The organism is Pseudomonas sp. CC11G (assembly GCF_056174845.1).
The window spans coordinates 73,847-88,778 of record NZ_JBWBZC010000011.1 but is presented as its reverse complement, the minus strand read 5'-3'; the positions used below and the strand labels follow the sequence as shown (position 1 = coordinate 88,778).

Annotated in this window: 13 protein-coding genes and 2 pseudogenes; 13 read left to right on the top strand and 2 right to left on the bottom strand. The window is 61.3% G+C overall.

What is annotated here, in order from left to right; genetic code table 11:
• Positions 1 to 45 precede the first annotated feature (45 nt).
• A complete protein-coding gene (locus AC0V2S_RS14965; protein WP_475510433.1) occupies positions 46 to 1,437 on the bottom strand; it encodes a PhoH family protein in 1,392 nt (463 codons plus the stop codon).
• Between the two features lie 522 nt (positions 1,438 to 1,959).
• Here AC0V2S_RS14965 and AC0V2S_RS14960 point away from each other — a divergent pair.
• The 13 genes and pseudogenes from AC0V2S_RS14960 (at position 1,960) to AC0V2S_RS14900 (ending at position 14,146) form a co-directional block, all read left to right on the top strand.
• Positions 1,960 to 3,255 (top strand): NCS2 family permease, encoded by a 1,296-nt coding sequence (locus tag AC0V2S_RS14960; RefSeq protein WP_475510432.1) that lies wholly within the window; start codon positions 1,960 to 1,962, stop codon positions 3,253 to 3,255.
• A pseudogene (gene trmA / locus AC0V2S_RS14955) lies at positions 3,252 to 4,339 on the top strand (tRNA (uridine(54)-C5)-methyltransferase TrmA). The gene AC0V2S_RS14960 and the pseudogene trmA overlap by 4 nt, the downstream one beginning before the upstream one ends.
• A 244-nt stretch (positions 4,340 to 4,583) precedes the next feature.
• A complete protein-coding gene (locus AC0V2S_RS14950) occupies positions 4,584 to 5,537 on the top strand; it encodes a YbgA family protein (protein ID WP_475510431.1) in 954 nt (317 codons plus the stop codon).
• 21 nt (positions 5,538 to 5,558) lie between these two features.
• Complete coding sequence (locus AC0V2S_RS14945; protein WP_475510430.1) at positions 5,559 to 6,530, top strand: MerR family transcriptional regulator; 972 nt, start codon at positions 5,559 to 5,561, stop codon at positions 6,528 to 6,530.
• Positions 6,530 to 8,007: pseudogene (gene phrB / locus AC0V2S_RS14940) on the top strand (deoxyribodipyrimidine photo-lyase). The gene AC0V2S_RS14945 and the pseudogene phrB overlap by 1 nt, the downstream one beginning before the upstream one ends.
• Positions 8,008 to 8,011: 4 nt before the next feature.
• On the top strand, positions 8,012 to 8,476 hold the full coding sequence (locus AC0V2S_RS14935) for a nuclear transport factor 2 family protein (protein WP_475510429.1): 465 nt from the start codon (positions 8,012 to 8,014) through the stop codon (positions 8,474 to 8,476).
• Positions 8,473 to 9,246: an SDR family NAD(P)-dependent oxidoreductase gene (locus tag AC0V2S_RS14930; RefSeq protein ID WP_475510428.1), complete on the top strand. Its 774-nt coding sequence runs from the start codon at positions 8,473 to 8,475 to the stop codon at positions 9,244 to 9,246. The genes AC0V2S_RS14935 and AC0V2S_RS14930 overlap by 4 nt, the downstream gene beginning before the upstream one ends.
• Positions 9,243 to 10,505: an NAD(P)/FAD-dependent oxidoreductase gene (locus AC0V2S_RS14925; protein WP_475510427.1), complete on the top strand. Its 1,263-nt coding sequence runs from the start codon at positions 9,243 to 9,245 to the stop codon at positions 10,503 to 10,505. The genes AC0V2S_RS14930 and AC0V2S_RS14925 overlap by 4 nt, the downstream gene beginning before the upstream one ends.
• Complete coding sequence (locus tag AC0V2S_RS14920) at positions 10,502 to 11,299, top strand: DUF1365 domain-containing protein (RefSeq protein WP_475510426.1); 798 nt, start codon at positions 10,502 to 10,504, stop codon at positions 11,297 to 11,299. Before AC0V2S_RS14925 ends, AC0V2S_RS14920 begins: the two co-directional genes overlap by 4 nt.
• Entirely contained in the window at positions 11,286 to 12,557 is a 1,272-nt protein-coding gene (locus AC0V2S_RS14915) for a class I SAM-dependent methyltransferase (protein WP_475510425.1), read from the top strand. The genes AC0V2S_RS14920 and AC0V2S_RS14915 overlap by 14 nt, the downstream gene beginning before the upstream one ends.
• Entirely contained in the window at positions 12,550 to 13,071 is a 522-nt protein-coding gene (locus tag AC0V2S_RS14910) for a DUF2878 domain-containing protein (RefSeq protein ID WP_475510424.1), read from the top strand. The genes AC0V2S_RS14915 and AC0V2S_RS14910 overlap by 8 nt, the downstream gene beginning before the upstream one ends.
• 12 nt (positions 13,072 to 13,083) lie before the next feature.
• The gene (locus AC0V2S_RS14905) at positions 13,084 to 13,401 is read left to right on the top strand and encodes a YkgJ family cysteine cluster protein (RefSeq protein ID WP_475510423.1); all 318 of its coding nucleotides are present in this window, start codon (positions 13,084 to 13,086) and stop codon (positions 13,399 to 13,401) included.
• A gap of 10 nt (positions 13,402 to 13,411) precedes the next feature.
• On the top strand, positions 13,412 to 14,146 hold the full coding sequence (locus AC0V2S_RS14900) for a class I SAM-dependent methyltransferase (protein WP_475510422.1): 735 nt from the start codon (positions 13,412 to 13,414) through the stop codon (positions 14,144 to 14,146).
• Between the two features lie 182 nt (positions 14,147 to 14,328).
• On the opposite strand, the gene AC0V2S_RS14895 is transcribed toward AC0V2S_RS14900, so the two are convergent.
• A complete protein-coding gene (locus AC0V2S_RS14895) occupies positions 14,329 to 14,841 on the bottom strand; it encodes an acyloxyacyl hydrolase (protein ID WP_475510421.1) in 513 nt (170 codons plus the stop codon).
• Positions 14,842 to 14,932: the final 91 nt, after the last annotated feature.

The following is a 14,932-nucleotide window of genomic DNA, read 5'->3' as shown; positions in this document are numbered from 1 at the left end:
AAAAGCCGGGCACAAGGCCCGGCTTTACTACGACAAACCACCCTCCTACATATTCGCCTCTGCATACTCCGCCAACACCGAGCGCGGCACCCCTTGCAAGGTGATATGCACCCCATGCGGGAAGTCTTTGAAGCGCTCCGTCAGATAGGTAAGCCCCGAGCTTGGTGCCGACAGATACGGCGTATCGATCTGCGCCAGGTTACCCAGGCACACCACTTTGGAACCGGTGCCGGCACGGGTGATGATGGTTTTCATCTGGTGCGGCGTCAGGTTCTGGCATTCGTCGATCAGAATCAGGCTCTGCTGGAAGCTGCGCCCGCGAATGTAGTTAAGCGATTTGAACTGCAGTGGCACCTTGCCAAGGATGTAGTCCACGCTGCCGTGGGTGTTCTCGTCGTCCATATGCAGGGCTTCGAGGTTGTCGGTGATGGCGCCCAACCACGGCTCCATTTTTTCCGCTTCGGTACCCGGTAAAAAGCCGATCTCCTGGTCCAGCCCCTGCACGCTGCGGGTGGCGATGATGCGGCGATAACGCTTGGTAACCATGGTTTGTTCGATGGCGGCGGCGAGCGCCAGGATGGTTTTCCCCGAACCGGCAGCGCCAGACAGGTTGACCAGGTGAATGTCCGGATCAAGCAAGGCGAACAGCGCCAGGCTCTGGTAGATATCCCGTGGGCGCAGGCCCCAGGCTTCCTGATGCAGCAATGGCTCCTGATGCAGGTCGAGAATCAGCAGCTCATCGGCCTTGATGCCTTTGACCCAGCCGACAAAACCCTGCTCGTCGATGATGAATTCGTTGATATGCACGGCCGGCAAGTTGTCGGTCATTTGCACGCGGTGCCAGGCACGGCCGCGATCCTGACGGGTATCGACCTTGCTCACGCGGTCCCAGAACGAACCGGTAAGGGTGTGGTAACCACGGGGCAACAGCGAGATATCGTCGACCAACTGGTCGGTGTGGTAGTCCTCGGATTCAATGCCACAGGCGCGCGCCTTGAGGCGCATGTTGATGTCTTTGGTGACCAGCACAACTGAAAGGCCCGGCTTGCGGGCTTTCAGGTCCACAAGCTGGTTGATGATTTTGTTGTCGTTGAGGTCTTCCGGCAGCCAGGTGATGGGCTCGGCGCGCCGACTCATAAGGATGGAGAGGTAACCGCAGGGACCGCTTTTGTCGCGCTGGATGGCGACACCGTGTTCCACTTCTTCGGGGGTGGCACCGCCCAGAATCTTGTCGATCAGGCGAATGGCTTGCCTACATTCTGCTGCTACGCCTTGCTTGCCGGTCTTTAACTTGTCCAGTTCCTCCAGAACTGTCATGGGGATGGCGACGTGGTGTTCCTGGAAGTTCAGTAAGGCGTTGGGGTCGTGGATCAGAACGTTGGTATCGAGGGCGTAGAGGATTGGAGCAGTAGGGCTGGAGCGTCCGTGGTCATCCATACTCGGTCACCTTCTTATAGGAGCCAAGCGACGGAATGCCGTAACAGCGCTCCGCCGCACAAACCGTCAATATCCCCGGCCGCAGCGGGGGAAAACTGTACACATGTGCTGTGCTTCAGCATTCGACGGTCTGCCTTTTAGATACTCCAAAAAACGTGACAGGAAAAAGTAATTTTTGCGTTTGCCAGGTTTATTTTTCAGTGCGACGAAAAGCCCTTGGCGTACCCGCACCGTCTCGTTAAAGTCGGAAGTCCGGCTAGCGTCAATCAGCCGCTTCCTACATACATTTCCCGTATGCGGGCCCGTTTCACTCTCCTTCCCTGACTTGCCTCCTTTCAGTCATGTGCCCGATACAAGGCACAAGCACCGCCGTGCGAACTGGTATGATGCGCCGCTTTTTTCGCCGCACCCTGTAGACCGAGAACGGGCAAAACCGGCGCCGCCCAGGCGGCTGTGCTTTGCTTCTAAACACTCGGTTTATAAACAAGACGGCCACTGATCACATCCGCGGAGCCCAACCCCATGCTGGAAAGACTGTTCCAACTCAACGCACACAACACCACGGTGCGCACCGAGATCCTTGCCGGGATCACGACTTTCCTGACCATGGCCTACATCCTGTTCGTCAACCCGAGCATCCTCGGCGAGACCGGCATGGACAAAGGCGCCGTCTTCGTCGCCACCTGCCTGGCAGCCGCCATTGGTTCGGCGATCATGGGTTTTATCGCCAACTACCCAATCGCCCTCGCCCCGGGCATGGGCCTGAACGCCTTCTTCACCTACACCGTCGTGCTGCACATGGGCCACACCTGGCAGGTGGCGCTCGGCGCGGTGTTTCTCTCGGCGTGCATGTTCTTTCTGCTGTCGATCTTTCGTATCCGTGAATGGATCATCAACAGCATCCCCCTGGAACTGCGCTCGGCCATTGCCGCCGGTATCGGTCTGTTCCTGGCGCTGATTGCCCTAAAAGAAGCCGGCATTGTCATCGCCAACCCGGCCACCCTGGTGGGCATGGGCGACCTGAGCAAGCCCGAGCCCCTGCTGGCCATCCTCGGTTTCTTTATCATCGTTGCCCTGGAAGCCCGCAAAATCACTGGTGCCGTGTTGATCGGCATTCTGGTCACCACCGCTGCCGGCATCGCCCTGGGCGTGTCGCAATTCGGTGGCGTGTTCTCCATGCCGCCGTCGCTGGCCCCAACCTTTATGCAGCTGGATATCAAGGGCGCGCTGAATATCGGCCTGGTCACCGTGGTGTTCGCCTTTCTGTTCGTTGATATCTTTGATAACTCCGGCACCCTGATCGCCGTGGCGAAAAAAGCCGGCCTGATGCGCGCCGACGGCCATATGCCGAAGATGGGCCGCGCCCTGATCGCCGACAGCAGCGCGGCGATGGTCGGTTCGGTACTCGGTACCTCGACTACTACCAGCTATATCGAATCCGCAGCCGGCGTGAGTGCCGGCGGCCGTACCGGTCTGACTGCCGTGGTCGTCGCCATTTTGTTCCTGCTGGCCTTGTTCCTGGCGCCATTGGCGGGCAGCGTACCGGCCTTTGCCACCGCGCCGGCCTTGCTGTTCGTGGCCGTGCTGATGACCGCCGGCCTGGCGGAAATCGATTGGAGCGACATCACCGTCGCCGCCCCGGTGGTGATCACCGCGCTGGCCATGCCGCTGACCTTCTCCATCGCCAACGGCATCGCCTTTGGTTTTATCGCCTGGACCGCCATCAAACTGCTGTCCGGCCGCTGGCGTGAACTGAGCCCGGCGCTGGTGATTCTGTCGATTCTGTTCGTGATCAAGCTGGGTTGGTTCAACGCATGAGTGCGCCGCAATTCGACCCAAGCACGTACGACGCCCAACTGGCGGAAAAAAAGCAGCGCCTGGTAGACCTGCTGGCGCCCTTCGACGCCCCGGCCCCGCAGGTATTCGAGTCGCCGCGCGAGTTCTATCGCCTGCGCGCCGAATTTCGCCTGTGGCGTGAAGGCGAAGACCGCTTCTACGCGATGTTCGCCGCCGGCGACAAACACACGCCGATCCTGATGGAAGATTTCCCCATCGCCAGCCAGCGCATCAATGAACTGATGCCGCGCCTGAAAGCCGCGTGGCAGGGCAGCAAGGCGCTGGGTTTCAAATTGTTCCAGGTGGAATTCCTCACCACCCTGGCCGGCGACGGGCTCATTACCCTGTGCTACCACCGCCCGTTGAATGACGAATGGCAGGTGGCGGCCGCGCAACTGGCGAGCGATCTGGGCGTCAGCATCGTTGGCCGTTCGCGCGGTCAGCGGCTGGTGGTAGACCGTGATTACGTTGTGGAAAAACTCGACATCGCCGGCCGCACCTTCAGCTACCGTCAGCCCGAAGGCGCCTTCACCCAGCCCAACGGCACGGTGAACCAGCACATGCTCAACTGGGCCTATGAAGCGCTCGGCGAGCGCAGCGACGACCTGCTGGAGTTGTACTGCGGCAACGGCAACTTCACCCTGCCGCTGGCCACCCGCGTACGTAAGGTGCTGGCCACCGAGATCAGCAAGACCTCGGTGAACGCCGCGCTGGCCAATCTGGATGACAACCAGGTGGCTAACGTCACGCTGGTGCGGTTGTCCGCTGAAGAGCTAACCGAAGCGCTGAATGAAGTGCGACCGTTCCGCCGGTTGCAGGGCATTGATCTCAAGGCTTACGAGTTCGGCAGCGTATTTGTAGACCGCCGCGTGCGGGCATGGACCCGGATACCTGCGAACTGACCCGGCGCTTCGACAACATTCTGTATATCTCCTGCAACCCGGAGACGTTGGCGGCGAACATTGCTCAGCTCAATGACACGCACCGGGTGGAGCGGTGTGCGTTGTTTGATCAGTTTCCGTATACGCACCATATGGAATCCGGGGTTTTGTTGGTTCGGCGCTAGCCGACACCCCCATCACGGCGAAAACTCCGTCGTCCCCGCGTAGGCGGGGACCCAGAATGGCGCGTCGAGCACCGTCTCTTGCAAAACTCTGGATTCCCGCCTTCGCGGGAATGACGGCTGCTGGTCCTGCACGCCCCCCAGCAAAAACTTGTACAAGAAACTTGACCTGTACAACAATCTCTCTATGCTGACCCTAAAGCTGTACAAGAACTCAACCTTGTACAACTAACCACCAGGGGCCGTCATGGGTCAGAGCAAGCCGAAAATCGCCATCAGCGCCTGTCTACTGGGCGATGAAGTGCGCTTCAACGGCGGGCACAAGCGCTCGGAGCTTTGCGCTGAGCGTCTGGCCGACCATGTAGACCTGGTGGGCGTCTGCCCGGAAGTAGCCATTGGCCTGGGCACCCCACGCGAACCCATCCGCCTGGTCGGCGATATCGCCGCACCGCAGGCCGTAGGCAGCGTGCACCCCGAGTTGAATGTCAGCACCGCCTTGCGCGATTACGGCAGCCAAATGGCTGAACAGCTCAAGGGCATTAGCGGCTACATCTTTATGCAGAAGTCGCCGTCGTGCGGGCTGTACCGGGTCAAGGTCTATCAGGCCAACGGCCTGCCCGCCCCAGGTGGTGGACGCGGGCTGTATGCCGAAAGCTTTTGCGCCGCCCTGCCGGATTTGCCGGTGGAAGAAGAAGGCCGCCTGAACGATCCGGTGCTGCGGGAAAACTTCCTCACCCGCGTGTTCGCCTACGCCGACTGGCATGAGCTACTGGAACGCGGCCTCACCCGCCATCGCCTCACCCACTTTCACGCTCGCTACAAATACCTGCTGCTGGCCACCCACCCGGAGCAGTACCGCCTCCTCGGTCAACTGCTCGGCGGCCTCGACAAACACAACCTGCACGAGCTCGCGCCGCGTTATTTCAGCGCGCTGATGGAAGCCCTGCGCAAATGCGCCACCCGCGGCACCCACAGCAATGTGCTGCAGCACATCAGCGGCTATCTGAAGCAGACATTAAGCAGCGAAGAAAAAATTGAAATGCAGCAGTTGATCGAACAGTACCGCCGTGGCTATGTGCCGCTGGTGGTGCCGCTGACCCTGCTCAAGCACCACTTTCTTTTGCACCCCGATCGCTACATTGCGCAGCAGGTGTACCTGCAGCCCCACCCGGCCACCCTGAGCCTGCGCAATGCGCTCTAACCTGGAACGTACGCACACACCATGAGCAAAAACACCGCCCAACTCGATGAACTTGAAGACAGCACCGATGCCGAGCTGCAAGCCGCGCTCGCCAATAACCTGCTGCCGATTCGCGAAGTCTCGCGCACCACCGGCGTGAACCCGGTAACCCTGCGCGCCTGGGAACGCCGCTATGGCTTGATCGTGCCGCAGCGCACGGCCAAGGGTCATCGCCTGTATACCCAAGACCATATCGCCCGCATTCAGGCGATTCTCACCTGGCTCAATCGCGGCGTGGCGGTCAGCCAAGTGAAAGCGCTGCTGAAAACTGCCGCCCTGCCCAACGCCCATGTCGACAGCGACGGTTGGAGCAACGCCCGCGAAGCGCTGCTGAGCGCCATCAGCGAACAAGCCGAGCGGCGCCTGGACGATGTCTTCAAGCGCGTGGAAAAGTTGTACCCGCCGAAACTGCTCTGCGAACAGCTGCTTCTGCCCTTGCTGGCCGAGCTCGAACAGCGCTGGCAAGGCCAGTTCGGTGCGCGGCTGGAGCAGGTTTTTTTCTACTCCTGGCTGCGCAGCAAACTGGGTGCACGCATCTACCTCAACAACCGTCAGCTGGGCGGCGCGCCGCTGCTGTTGGTGAACCTGTCCGACCTGCCGATGGAGCCGGCGCTGTGGCTCTCCGCCTGGCTGCTGAGCAGCGCCGACTGCGCTGTGGAGGTGTTCGACTGGCCGCTGCCGCCGCTGGAACTGGCGCTGGCCATCGAGCACATCAAACCACGCGCCACCCTGCTGTATTCCGGCCAGGCGCTGGCCAGCGCACAGCTGCCAAAACTGCTCGCCGACAGCAGTTGCCCGCGCCTCTTGGTCGGCCCGACTGTGCGTATTCATCAGGCCGACCTGCTCGCCCTGCAAACCCAGCTCAATGGCCTGCACCTGGCTGATGACCCGTTGCTGGCCCTGGAAACCCTGCAGCAGCTCGACCTGCTCGGCCAACACAAGGCCAAGCCGTAATGCGCCAGCTCATGTGGTTTCGCACCGACCTGCGGGTTCAGGACAACAGCGCCCTGGCCGCCGCCATGCAGGCCGGACCGACCGTGGCCGTGTTTCTGCTCAGCCCCGCGCAGTGGCAGCAGCATGATGACGCGCCGTGCAAGGTCGACTTCTGGCTGCGCAACCTGAGCCAGCTGAGTGAAGCCCTTGGGCAATTGGGCGTGCCGCTGCTGATTCGCAAAGCCGACACCTGGGACCAGGCGCCGCAGGTGATCGCCGAGCTGTGCAACGAGCATGAAATCACCGCCGTGCAGGTGAACGAGGAATACGGCATTAACGAAACCCGGCGCGACCATGCCGTGGCCGACCGCCTCGGCGAGCAGGGTATTCACTGGCGCAGTCACCTCGACCAATTGCTGTTCCAGCCCGGCAGCGTGCTGACCAAAGCCGGCAACTATTTCCAGGTGTTCAGCCAGTTCCGCAAGGTTTGCTACAGCCGTCTGCACACCGCCTTGCCGCCGTTGGTAGCGCTGCCATCGAAACAGAAAACCCTGGGTATCAAGGCCGACGTCGTACCCGATTCAGTACCGGGTTTTGCCACCCCCGAAGAAAGCCTGCGCACCTACTGGCCGGCTGGCGAAGCCGAGGCCCATGAGCGCCTGGAAACCTTTGCCGACGAGGCGATCGGCTACTACCACGAACAACGCGACCTGCCGGCCAAGCCCGGCACCAGCCAGCTCTCCACCTACCTCGCCGCCGGCGTGCTGTCGCCGCGCCAGTGCTTGCACCGCGCGCTGATGAGCAACCAGGGCGAGTTCGAAAGCGGCAACACCGGCATCATCACCTGGATCAACGAACTCCTCTGGCGCGAGTTCTACAAACATATTCTCGCCGGCTACCCACGGGTGTCGCGCCACCGCGCCTTCCGCCAGGAAACCGAAGCCTTGCCGTGGCGTGATGCACCGCAAGACCTGGCCGCCTGGAAGGAAGGCCGCACCGGCATTCCGCTGATCGACGCGGCAATCAAGCAGCTTTTGGCCACCGGCTGGATGCACAACCGCCTGCGCATGGTGGTGGCGATGTTCCTGACCAAAAACCTGCTGATCGACTGGCGCGAGGGCGAGCGCTTTTTATGCAGCACCTGATCGACGGCGACCTGGCGGCCAACAACGGCGGCTGGCAGTGGAGCGCGTCCACCGGTACCGACTCGGTGCCGTATTTCCGCATTTTCAATCCGGTCAGCCAGTCGCAGCGCTTCGATGCCCAGGGGCGGTTTATCCGTCACTGGCTGCCTGAGTTGAACGCCCTTAGCGACAAGGACGTGCATAACCCGCAGGCGCGCAAAGGTGGCGATCTGTTCGCCAGCCTGGATTACCCGGCGCCCATCGTCGATTTAAGCAGCAGCCGTACCCGCGCCATCAGCGCGTTCAAAAGCCTGAGCGAGGCAAAGCTGCCGCCGTTGTTTGACGATGACAGCGAAGCCCCCTGGAGGAACTGACGTCATGAAGTTCGAACGAGCAGAAACCCCGGACCGCGAACAGGTGCAGCGCGAATTTCTTCAGCGCTTCGCCACCGCCTTTGCCAGCCTGAATGCCGACAACCTCGAACGCCTGAACCAGCTCTACACCGACGATGTGCGCTTTCAAGACCCGCTGCATGAGATCCAGGGCCTGCCCGCCATGCAGGACTATTTCCGCGAGCTGTATAGCAATGTGCAGGACCTGCATTTCCAGTTCTACGGCTTCGACCAGCTGTATCCCGGCGCCGGTTACCTGCGCTGGAAAATGACCTACCGCCACCCGCGCCTTAAAGGCGGCCAGCCCATCGACGTCGACGGCTGCTCGCACCTGCTGTGGCGCGACAAGGTGTACTTCCACCGTGACTACTTCGATGCCGGCGCCCTGCTCTACGAACACCTCCCGGTGATGGGCCGGTTGATTCGCTGGCTCAAAGGTCGCCTCGCATGAGCGGCGCCCGGCGTATCTGGCTGACCGGCGCCAGCAGCGGCATTGGTGCTGCGCTGGCTGAACAACTGCTGACGAGTGGCGCGCGTCTGGTGCTGAGTGCTCGGCGTGTGGAGCCATTGCAGGCGTTGGCCGACCGTTATCCACAGCAGGTGTTGGTGTTGCCGGGCGACTTGGGCGATGCCCAGCAAGTGCGCGAAATCGGCGAGCAGATTGCTCAGCAGTGGGGCGCGCTGGATGGCGCCATTCTGAATGCCGGCACCTGTGAATATATCGATGCCCAGCACTTCGAGGCAGCCATGGTCGAGCGCGTGCTGCGCGCCAACCTGCTGTCGGCCAGCTACTGCATCGAGGCTGCGCTGCCGTTGCTGCGTGTTGGTCATGAACCGCACCTTGTGGCGGTCGCCAGTTCCGTCACCTACCTGCCGCTGCCGCGTGCCGAAGCGTATGGCGCGTCGAAGGCCGGGCTGCGCTATTTGCTGCAAGCGCTGCGCATCGACCTGGCGGCCGAGGGTATCGACGTCACGCTGGTCAGCCCGGGCTTTGTCGACACGCCGCTGACAGCGCGCAATGACTTCGCCATGCCCATGCGCTGGTCGGCCGAAAAAGCCGCCGCGCACATCGCCAAACGCCTCGACAAACGCCCCCATGAAATCGCCTTTCCCGGCCCCTTTATCGCCATTCTGAAACTGCTCGCCAGTCTGCCCACCGGCCTGCAACTGGCCCTCGGCAAACGCATGGCGCGCACCGAAAAAAGCAAGGACGCGTCATGAAAATTGCCATTATCGGCAGCGGTATTTCCGGCCTCACAACGGCCTACTTGCTTAACCGTCAGCACGAGATTCAGGTGTTCGAAGCCAGCGACTGGATCGGCGGCCACACCCATACCGTGGACGTGCAGGTGAACGGGCGCAGCCACGCGATCGACACCGGTTTTATCGTGTTCAACGACTGGACCTACCCCAACTTTATCCGCCTGCTCAGCCACCTGAGCGTGGGCTATCAGCCGACAGAAATGAGCTTTTCGGTGCACGATCAACACAGCGGCGTGGAGTACAACGGCAACACGCTCAACAGCCTGTTCGCCCAGCGGCGCAACCTGCTGTCGCCGGCGTTCTGGGGCATGTTGCGCGACATTCTGCGGTTTAACCGCGAGGCCATCGACGACCTGCAGAACCAACGCATCGACGCCGCCACCACGCTGGGCAGCTACCTGCACACACGCGGCTACCGGCAACGGTTTATCGACCACTACATCGTGCCGATGGGCACGGCGATCTGGTCGATGTCGCTGGGAGAAATGCTCAATTTCCCGCTGCAGTTTTTTGTCCGCTTTTTCAAAAATCACGGCCTGCTGTCGGTGACCAATCGCCCGCAGTGGCACGTGGTCAGCGGCGGCTCGCGCAGCTATGTGGAGCCGCTGTGCGCCTCGTTCCGCCAGCACATCCGGCTCAATTGCCCGGTGCATCAAGTCGAGCGCGATGAGCATGGCGTAACCGTACACAGCGCCCAGGGCAGCGAGCGTTTCGACAAGGTGGTGTTCGCCTGTCACAGCGATCAGGCGCTGCGTCTGTTGGCCAAACCCAGCGAGGCCGAACAGAGCATTCTCGGCGCCCTGCCTTACGCCGAAAACGACGTGGTGCTGCACACCGACACGCGCCTGCTGCCGACCCGGCGCCTGGCGTGGGCCAGCTGGAACTACCGCCTTGAAGGCCCGCCCGACGGCGACCGCGGCCGCGCGGCAGCGGTGACCTACAACATGAATATCCTCCAGGGTATTCAGAGCGACACGACCTTCTGCGTCAGCCTCAACCAAAGCGATGCCATCGACCCTGCCACCGTGCTGTCGCGCCACACCTATGCCCATCCGCAATACAGCCTGGCCGGCGTTGCCGCGCAGGCGCGCTGGCAAGAATTGCTCGGCGTGCAGCACACCTATTACTGCGGCGCCTACTGGGCCAATGGGTTTCATGAAGACGGCGTAGTCAGCGCGCTGCGCGTTGGCCAGGTGTTCGGCGAGGCGCTGGCATGAACAGCGCCCTGTACAGCGGCTGGGTGCAGCACCGGCGCTTTAGCCCGCGCGCCCACGCGTTTCGCTACCGCATGGGGCTGCTGTTTCTCGACCTCGATGAACAGGACGAAGTGCTGGGTTTATCGCCGCTGGCCGGGCGTGGGCGCTGGGCGCCGTTTGCCTTTCGTGAAGGCGATTTTCTGCCGACCTTTACCCAGCACGGCATGCGCCTGAGTGATGCCGTGCGCCAGGTGGTCAGCGAAGCGCTGGGGCAACCGCTGCTCGGCCGTATCTGCCTGTTGGCGCAGCCGCGCAGTTGGGGGCTGGCGTTTAATCCGGCAAGTTTTTTCTATTGCTACGACAGCATCGGCCAGCTGCAAGCGGTGCTTTGCGAAGTGCGCAATACGCCGTGGCAAGAGCGATACCACTATGTGCTGCCCTGCCCGGACGGCGTGCCCGGCCCGTACCAGGTGCGGGTGAACAAAGCCTTTCATGTGTCGCCGTTTTTGCCGCTCGAACTGGAATACCGCATGCGCTTCAGCCTGCCGACCAACCGCCTCGGCGTGCACATGGCCGACTGGCAGGGCGATCTCAAGTTGTTCGACGCCAGCCTCAGCCTGCGCCGGCAAGAACTGTCGCGCGCCAGCCTGCACGGGCACTTGTTGAGCTTTCCGTGGATGACGGCAAAAACGCTGTTGGCCATCTATTGGCAGGCCCTGCGCCTGCTGGTTAAACGCACGCCTTTGTTTTCCCACCAGCCAGCGCAGGGTTCTGTGCGCGTGGCCTCGCCGGACCGCCTCGATGAAAAGCCCTAGCCTGAGCAGTAAATCCTTTATTCGTAGCGGCAGCGGCATCGGTGCCGGCTTGTTGCGCCGTGGTGTGCTGCGCCTGCTCGGGCAACTGCGCCACGGCCAGCTGAGCATTGTCGAAAACGGCGAGCGCCTGGTGTTCGGCCAGCCGGGTGCCGAGTTGCAGGCGGAGATTCAGGTGCTCGACCCGGCGGTATGGGCGCTGGTTGCCAGCAACGGCTCCATCGGTTCCGGCGAGGCGTATATCCACGGTTACTGGAACAGCCCGGACCTCACCGCCGTGATCCGTCTGTTCGTCTGCAACCTGGATTTACTGGATGCCATGGAGCGCGGCTTGGCCAAGCTGGGTCGGCCGTTGATGGCCGGTTTGCATTGGCTGAATCGCAATACGCGCCAAGGCTCGCAGAAAAATATCGCCGCCCACTACGACCTGGGCAACGACCTGTTCGAACAGTTTCTCGACCCGACCATGATGTACTCGGCCGCTATGTTCCAGAGCGCCGAAGACAGCCTGGAACAGGCGCAGTTGAACAAGCTCGAACGCATCTGCCAGAAGCTGGCACTAAAGCCCAGCGACCATCTGCTGGAGATCGGCACCGGCTGGGGCAGCATGGCGATTTATGCCGCCGTGCATTACGGCTGCCGAGTGACCACGACTACCTTGTCTCGCGAGCAGTTCGCCTACACCCAGCAACGCATCGAAGCGCAGGGTTTGCAGGACCGCATCACCCTGCTGCTGCAGGACTACCGCGACCTCGACGGCCAGTACGACAAGCTGGTGTCCATCGAGATGATCGAAGCGGTGGGCCACGAATTTCTGCCCACCTATTTTCAGCAGTGCGCGCACCTGCTCAAAGACGACGGCCTGATGCTGCTGCAAGCCATCACCATCCGCGACCAGCGCTATGAGCAGGCCAAGCGCAGCGTCGACTTTATTCAGCGCTACATCTTCCCCGGCGGCGCCCTGCCCTCGCTGACCAATATGCTGACGGTGCTGAGCCGCGACACGGATATGAACCTGCTGCACATGGAAGACTTCGGCCTGCACTACGCGCGCACCTTGCGCATCTGGCACGACAACCTGCGCAACGCCCGCCATCGCCTGCACGAGCAAGGCTACGACGAGAGTTTCTTCCGCCTCTGGGAGTTTTACCTGTGCTACTGCGAGGGCGGTTTTATCGAGCGCACCATCGGCACCGCACAACTTTTGCTGGCCAAACCGGCGGCACAAACGGCGCCCTTGCTAGGCCGCTTTGATGCTTAACAACCTGGCGAACGCCGGGCTGTTTCAACTGGCCTGGTTCGCCACTGTTTTCAGCCCGCAGCAGCCCGCGCTATTGCTGGTGCCGCTGCTGGTGGCCTTGGTGCATCTGCTGTGGATTGGGCGGGGCGAACTGAAATTACTGGTGGCGATCACGGTGCTGGGCACGCTGATCGACAGCCTGTTAATGCACGTTGGGCTATTCGAGTTTGGCGAACCGCGCTGGTTGATTCCAACCTGGCTGGTGCTGATGTGGACACTGCTGGCCACCACCTTGCGCCACTGCCTGGCCTGGACTGCACGGCCCTGGTGGTTGGCCAGCGTGCTTGGCGCCACTACCGCGCCGCTGTCGTACTACGCCGGCGCTCGCCTGGCTGGCGTCGGTTTGCCCTTCGGGCTTTGGCCCAGCTTGCTGGTGTTGGCGGCGCTGTGGGCAGTGTTATTGCCGCTGCTCCATCAGGTGGCCCTGCGCTTGCAGCCGGTCGATTTGCAGCCAAGGGGCCGGCGCAGTCTGTAGACTATCGCCCCCATGAGCGCCCTCCCCCCCATTCCCGTCGTCAACATTGAGCCTACCCCTGCGGTTGCCTGCACCAACTGCGCGGCCTGCTGCTGCCAGCTGGAAGTGATGTTGCTGACCGACACCGGCGTGCCCGAGCGTTATATCGACACCGATGAGTGGGGCGGCGAGGTGATGGCGCGCCTGGACGATGGCTGGTGCATCGCCCTGGACCGCGACACCATGCGCTGCACCATCTACGAAAACCGGCCATGGGTGTGCCGGATTTTTGAAGAAGGCTCGCCCGAATGCCTGGAAGAGCGCGAGCAGCTGACCACCATTTATCGCTAAGGGATTAGGAATGACGTTGCACAGCATCGAACGCATTTATCCAATGGACCTGGACCCGCAAAACCCCGCCGACCAAGCCACCCTGACCATCCATATGCAGCGCTACGAATTCGCCTCCGGCCTGCTCAGCGGTCAGCGGATTCTGGATATGGCCTGCGGCTGCGGTTACGGCACGGCGCTGTTGGCCGAACAGAACCCGGATAAAAGCGTGACGGGCGTGGACATCGACCCGGACGCCATCGCCTATGCCCAGGCACACTACCAACTGCCCAACCTCACCTACGTGTGCGGCAACGCCGAAACCTTTGCCAGCGAGCACGGCTTCGACACCATCGTGAGCCTGGAAACCATCGAACACCTACCCAGCCCGGCGCGGTTAGTGGCCAACTACAGCCGCTTGTTGGCCAGCGGCGGCCAGGTGATTGCCTCGGTGCCGATCACCCCGACTCTGGACGGCAACCCGCACCATTTGCACGACTTCAGCAAAGGCTCGTTCGCCCGCCTGTTTCGCAGCCAGGGCCTGCGTTCGGTAAAGGAGTTCGAGCAGATTCAGTGGTGGCAATTCAAAGGGCTGTTCAGCAAGAAACCCGACCACCAGAAACAACACCGCTCGGAGGGCGTGGGCAATGCGGTGTTGCAGTACTACCGCGCGCATCCGTTTTATTTGCTGGCGCGCGTGGGGTCGATGCTGCGGTATGGGTTTAGCAATCGGTATCTCACTTGCCAGTTCAAGGCTACGAACTGAAGTAATTACTCAGCTGCGAAACCTACATCCGTCATCCCAGCGAAGGCTGGGATCCAGAATTTTGGATGAGTCGCGAATTTGTGCTCGACGCGCAACTCTGGATCCCAGCCTGCGCTGGGATGACGGTGGGTGAAGCGGGAGATGTATAAACAAAAAGCCCGGCGTTTTGCCGGGCTTTTTGTTTAGAAGGAAAGGCGGTAATGGACGGTGTACGCCTCAACGCCATCGTTCGGCTGACTAATACCCGCGTTCGAATAGTGAATCGCACGAAGCCCAACTTCCTGCCCAGCGAAACGCAGGCCTACGCCCAGGCGATCTTCAAACTGAAACGCCGAACCCAGCTTGTTTCCTTCCACCTCGGTATTGGCAAACAGCGCCACGCCAACCCCCGCCTCGACATACGGCCGCACGTTTTCGCCGGCGAACTCGTAAACGAACACTGGCGCAAACGAAATGCTGTGGTTGCTGGACGAGTCGTCGCCATCCCAATAGGTGTAGCCGGCATCCCAATAACCGGTCAGGTAACCGACATCGCTCTGCCACCACTTGGTGTCAAAGTCGAATTGCGCGCCGAGGCGATACACCATCGTGGACTCACCGGTTTGGCCTATAGCCACGGTGAGGTCAGCAGCGTGAGCGGAAAGGGAAATACCCAAGGAGAGGGCTGCAGCCGCAGCCAAGGAAATCAACTTCATCGCAACATCCTTTTTGTATCAGGTTGATCACAGATATCTGCGTAGGGCCTGATTATAGAAACGTTCGCTATAAACGAAAGCCGCAACTGAA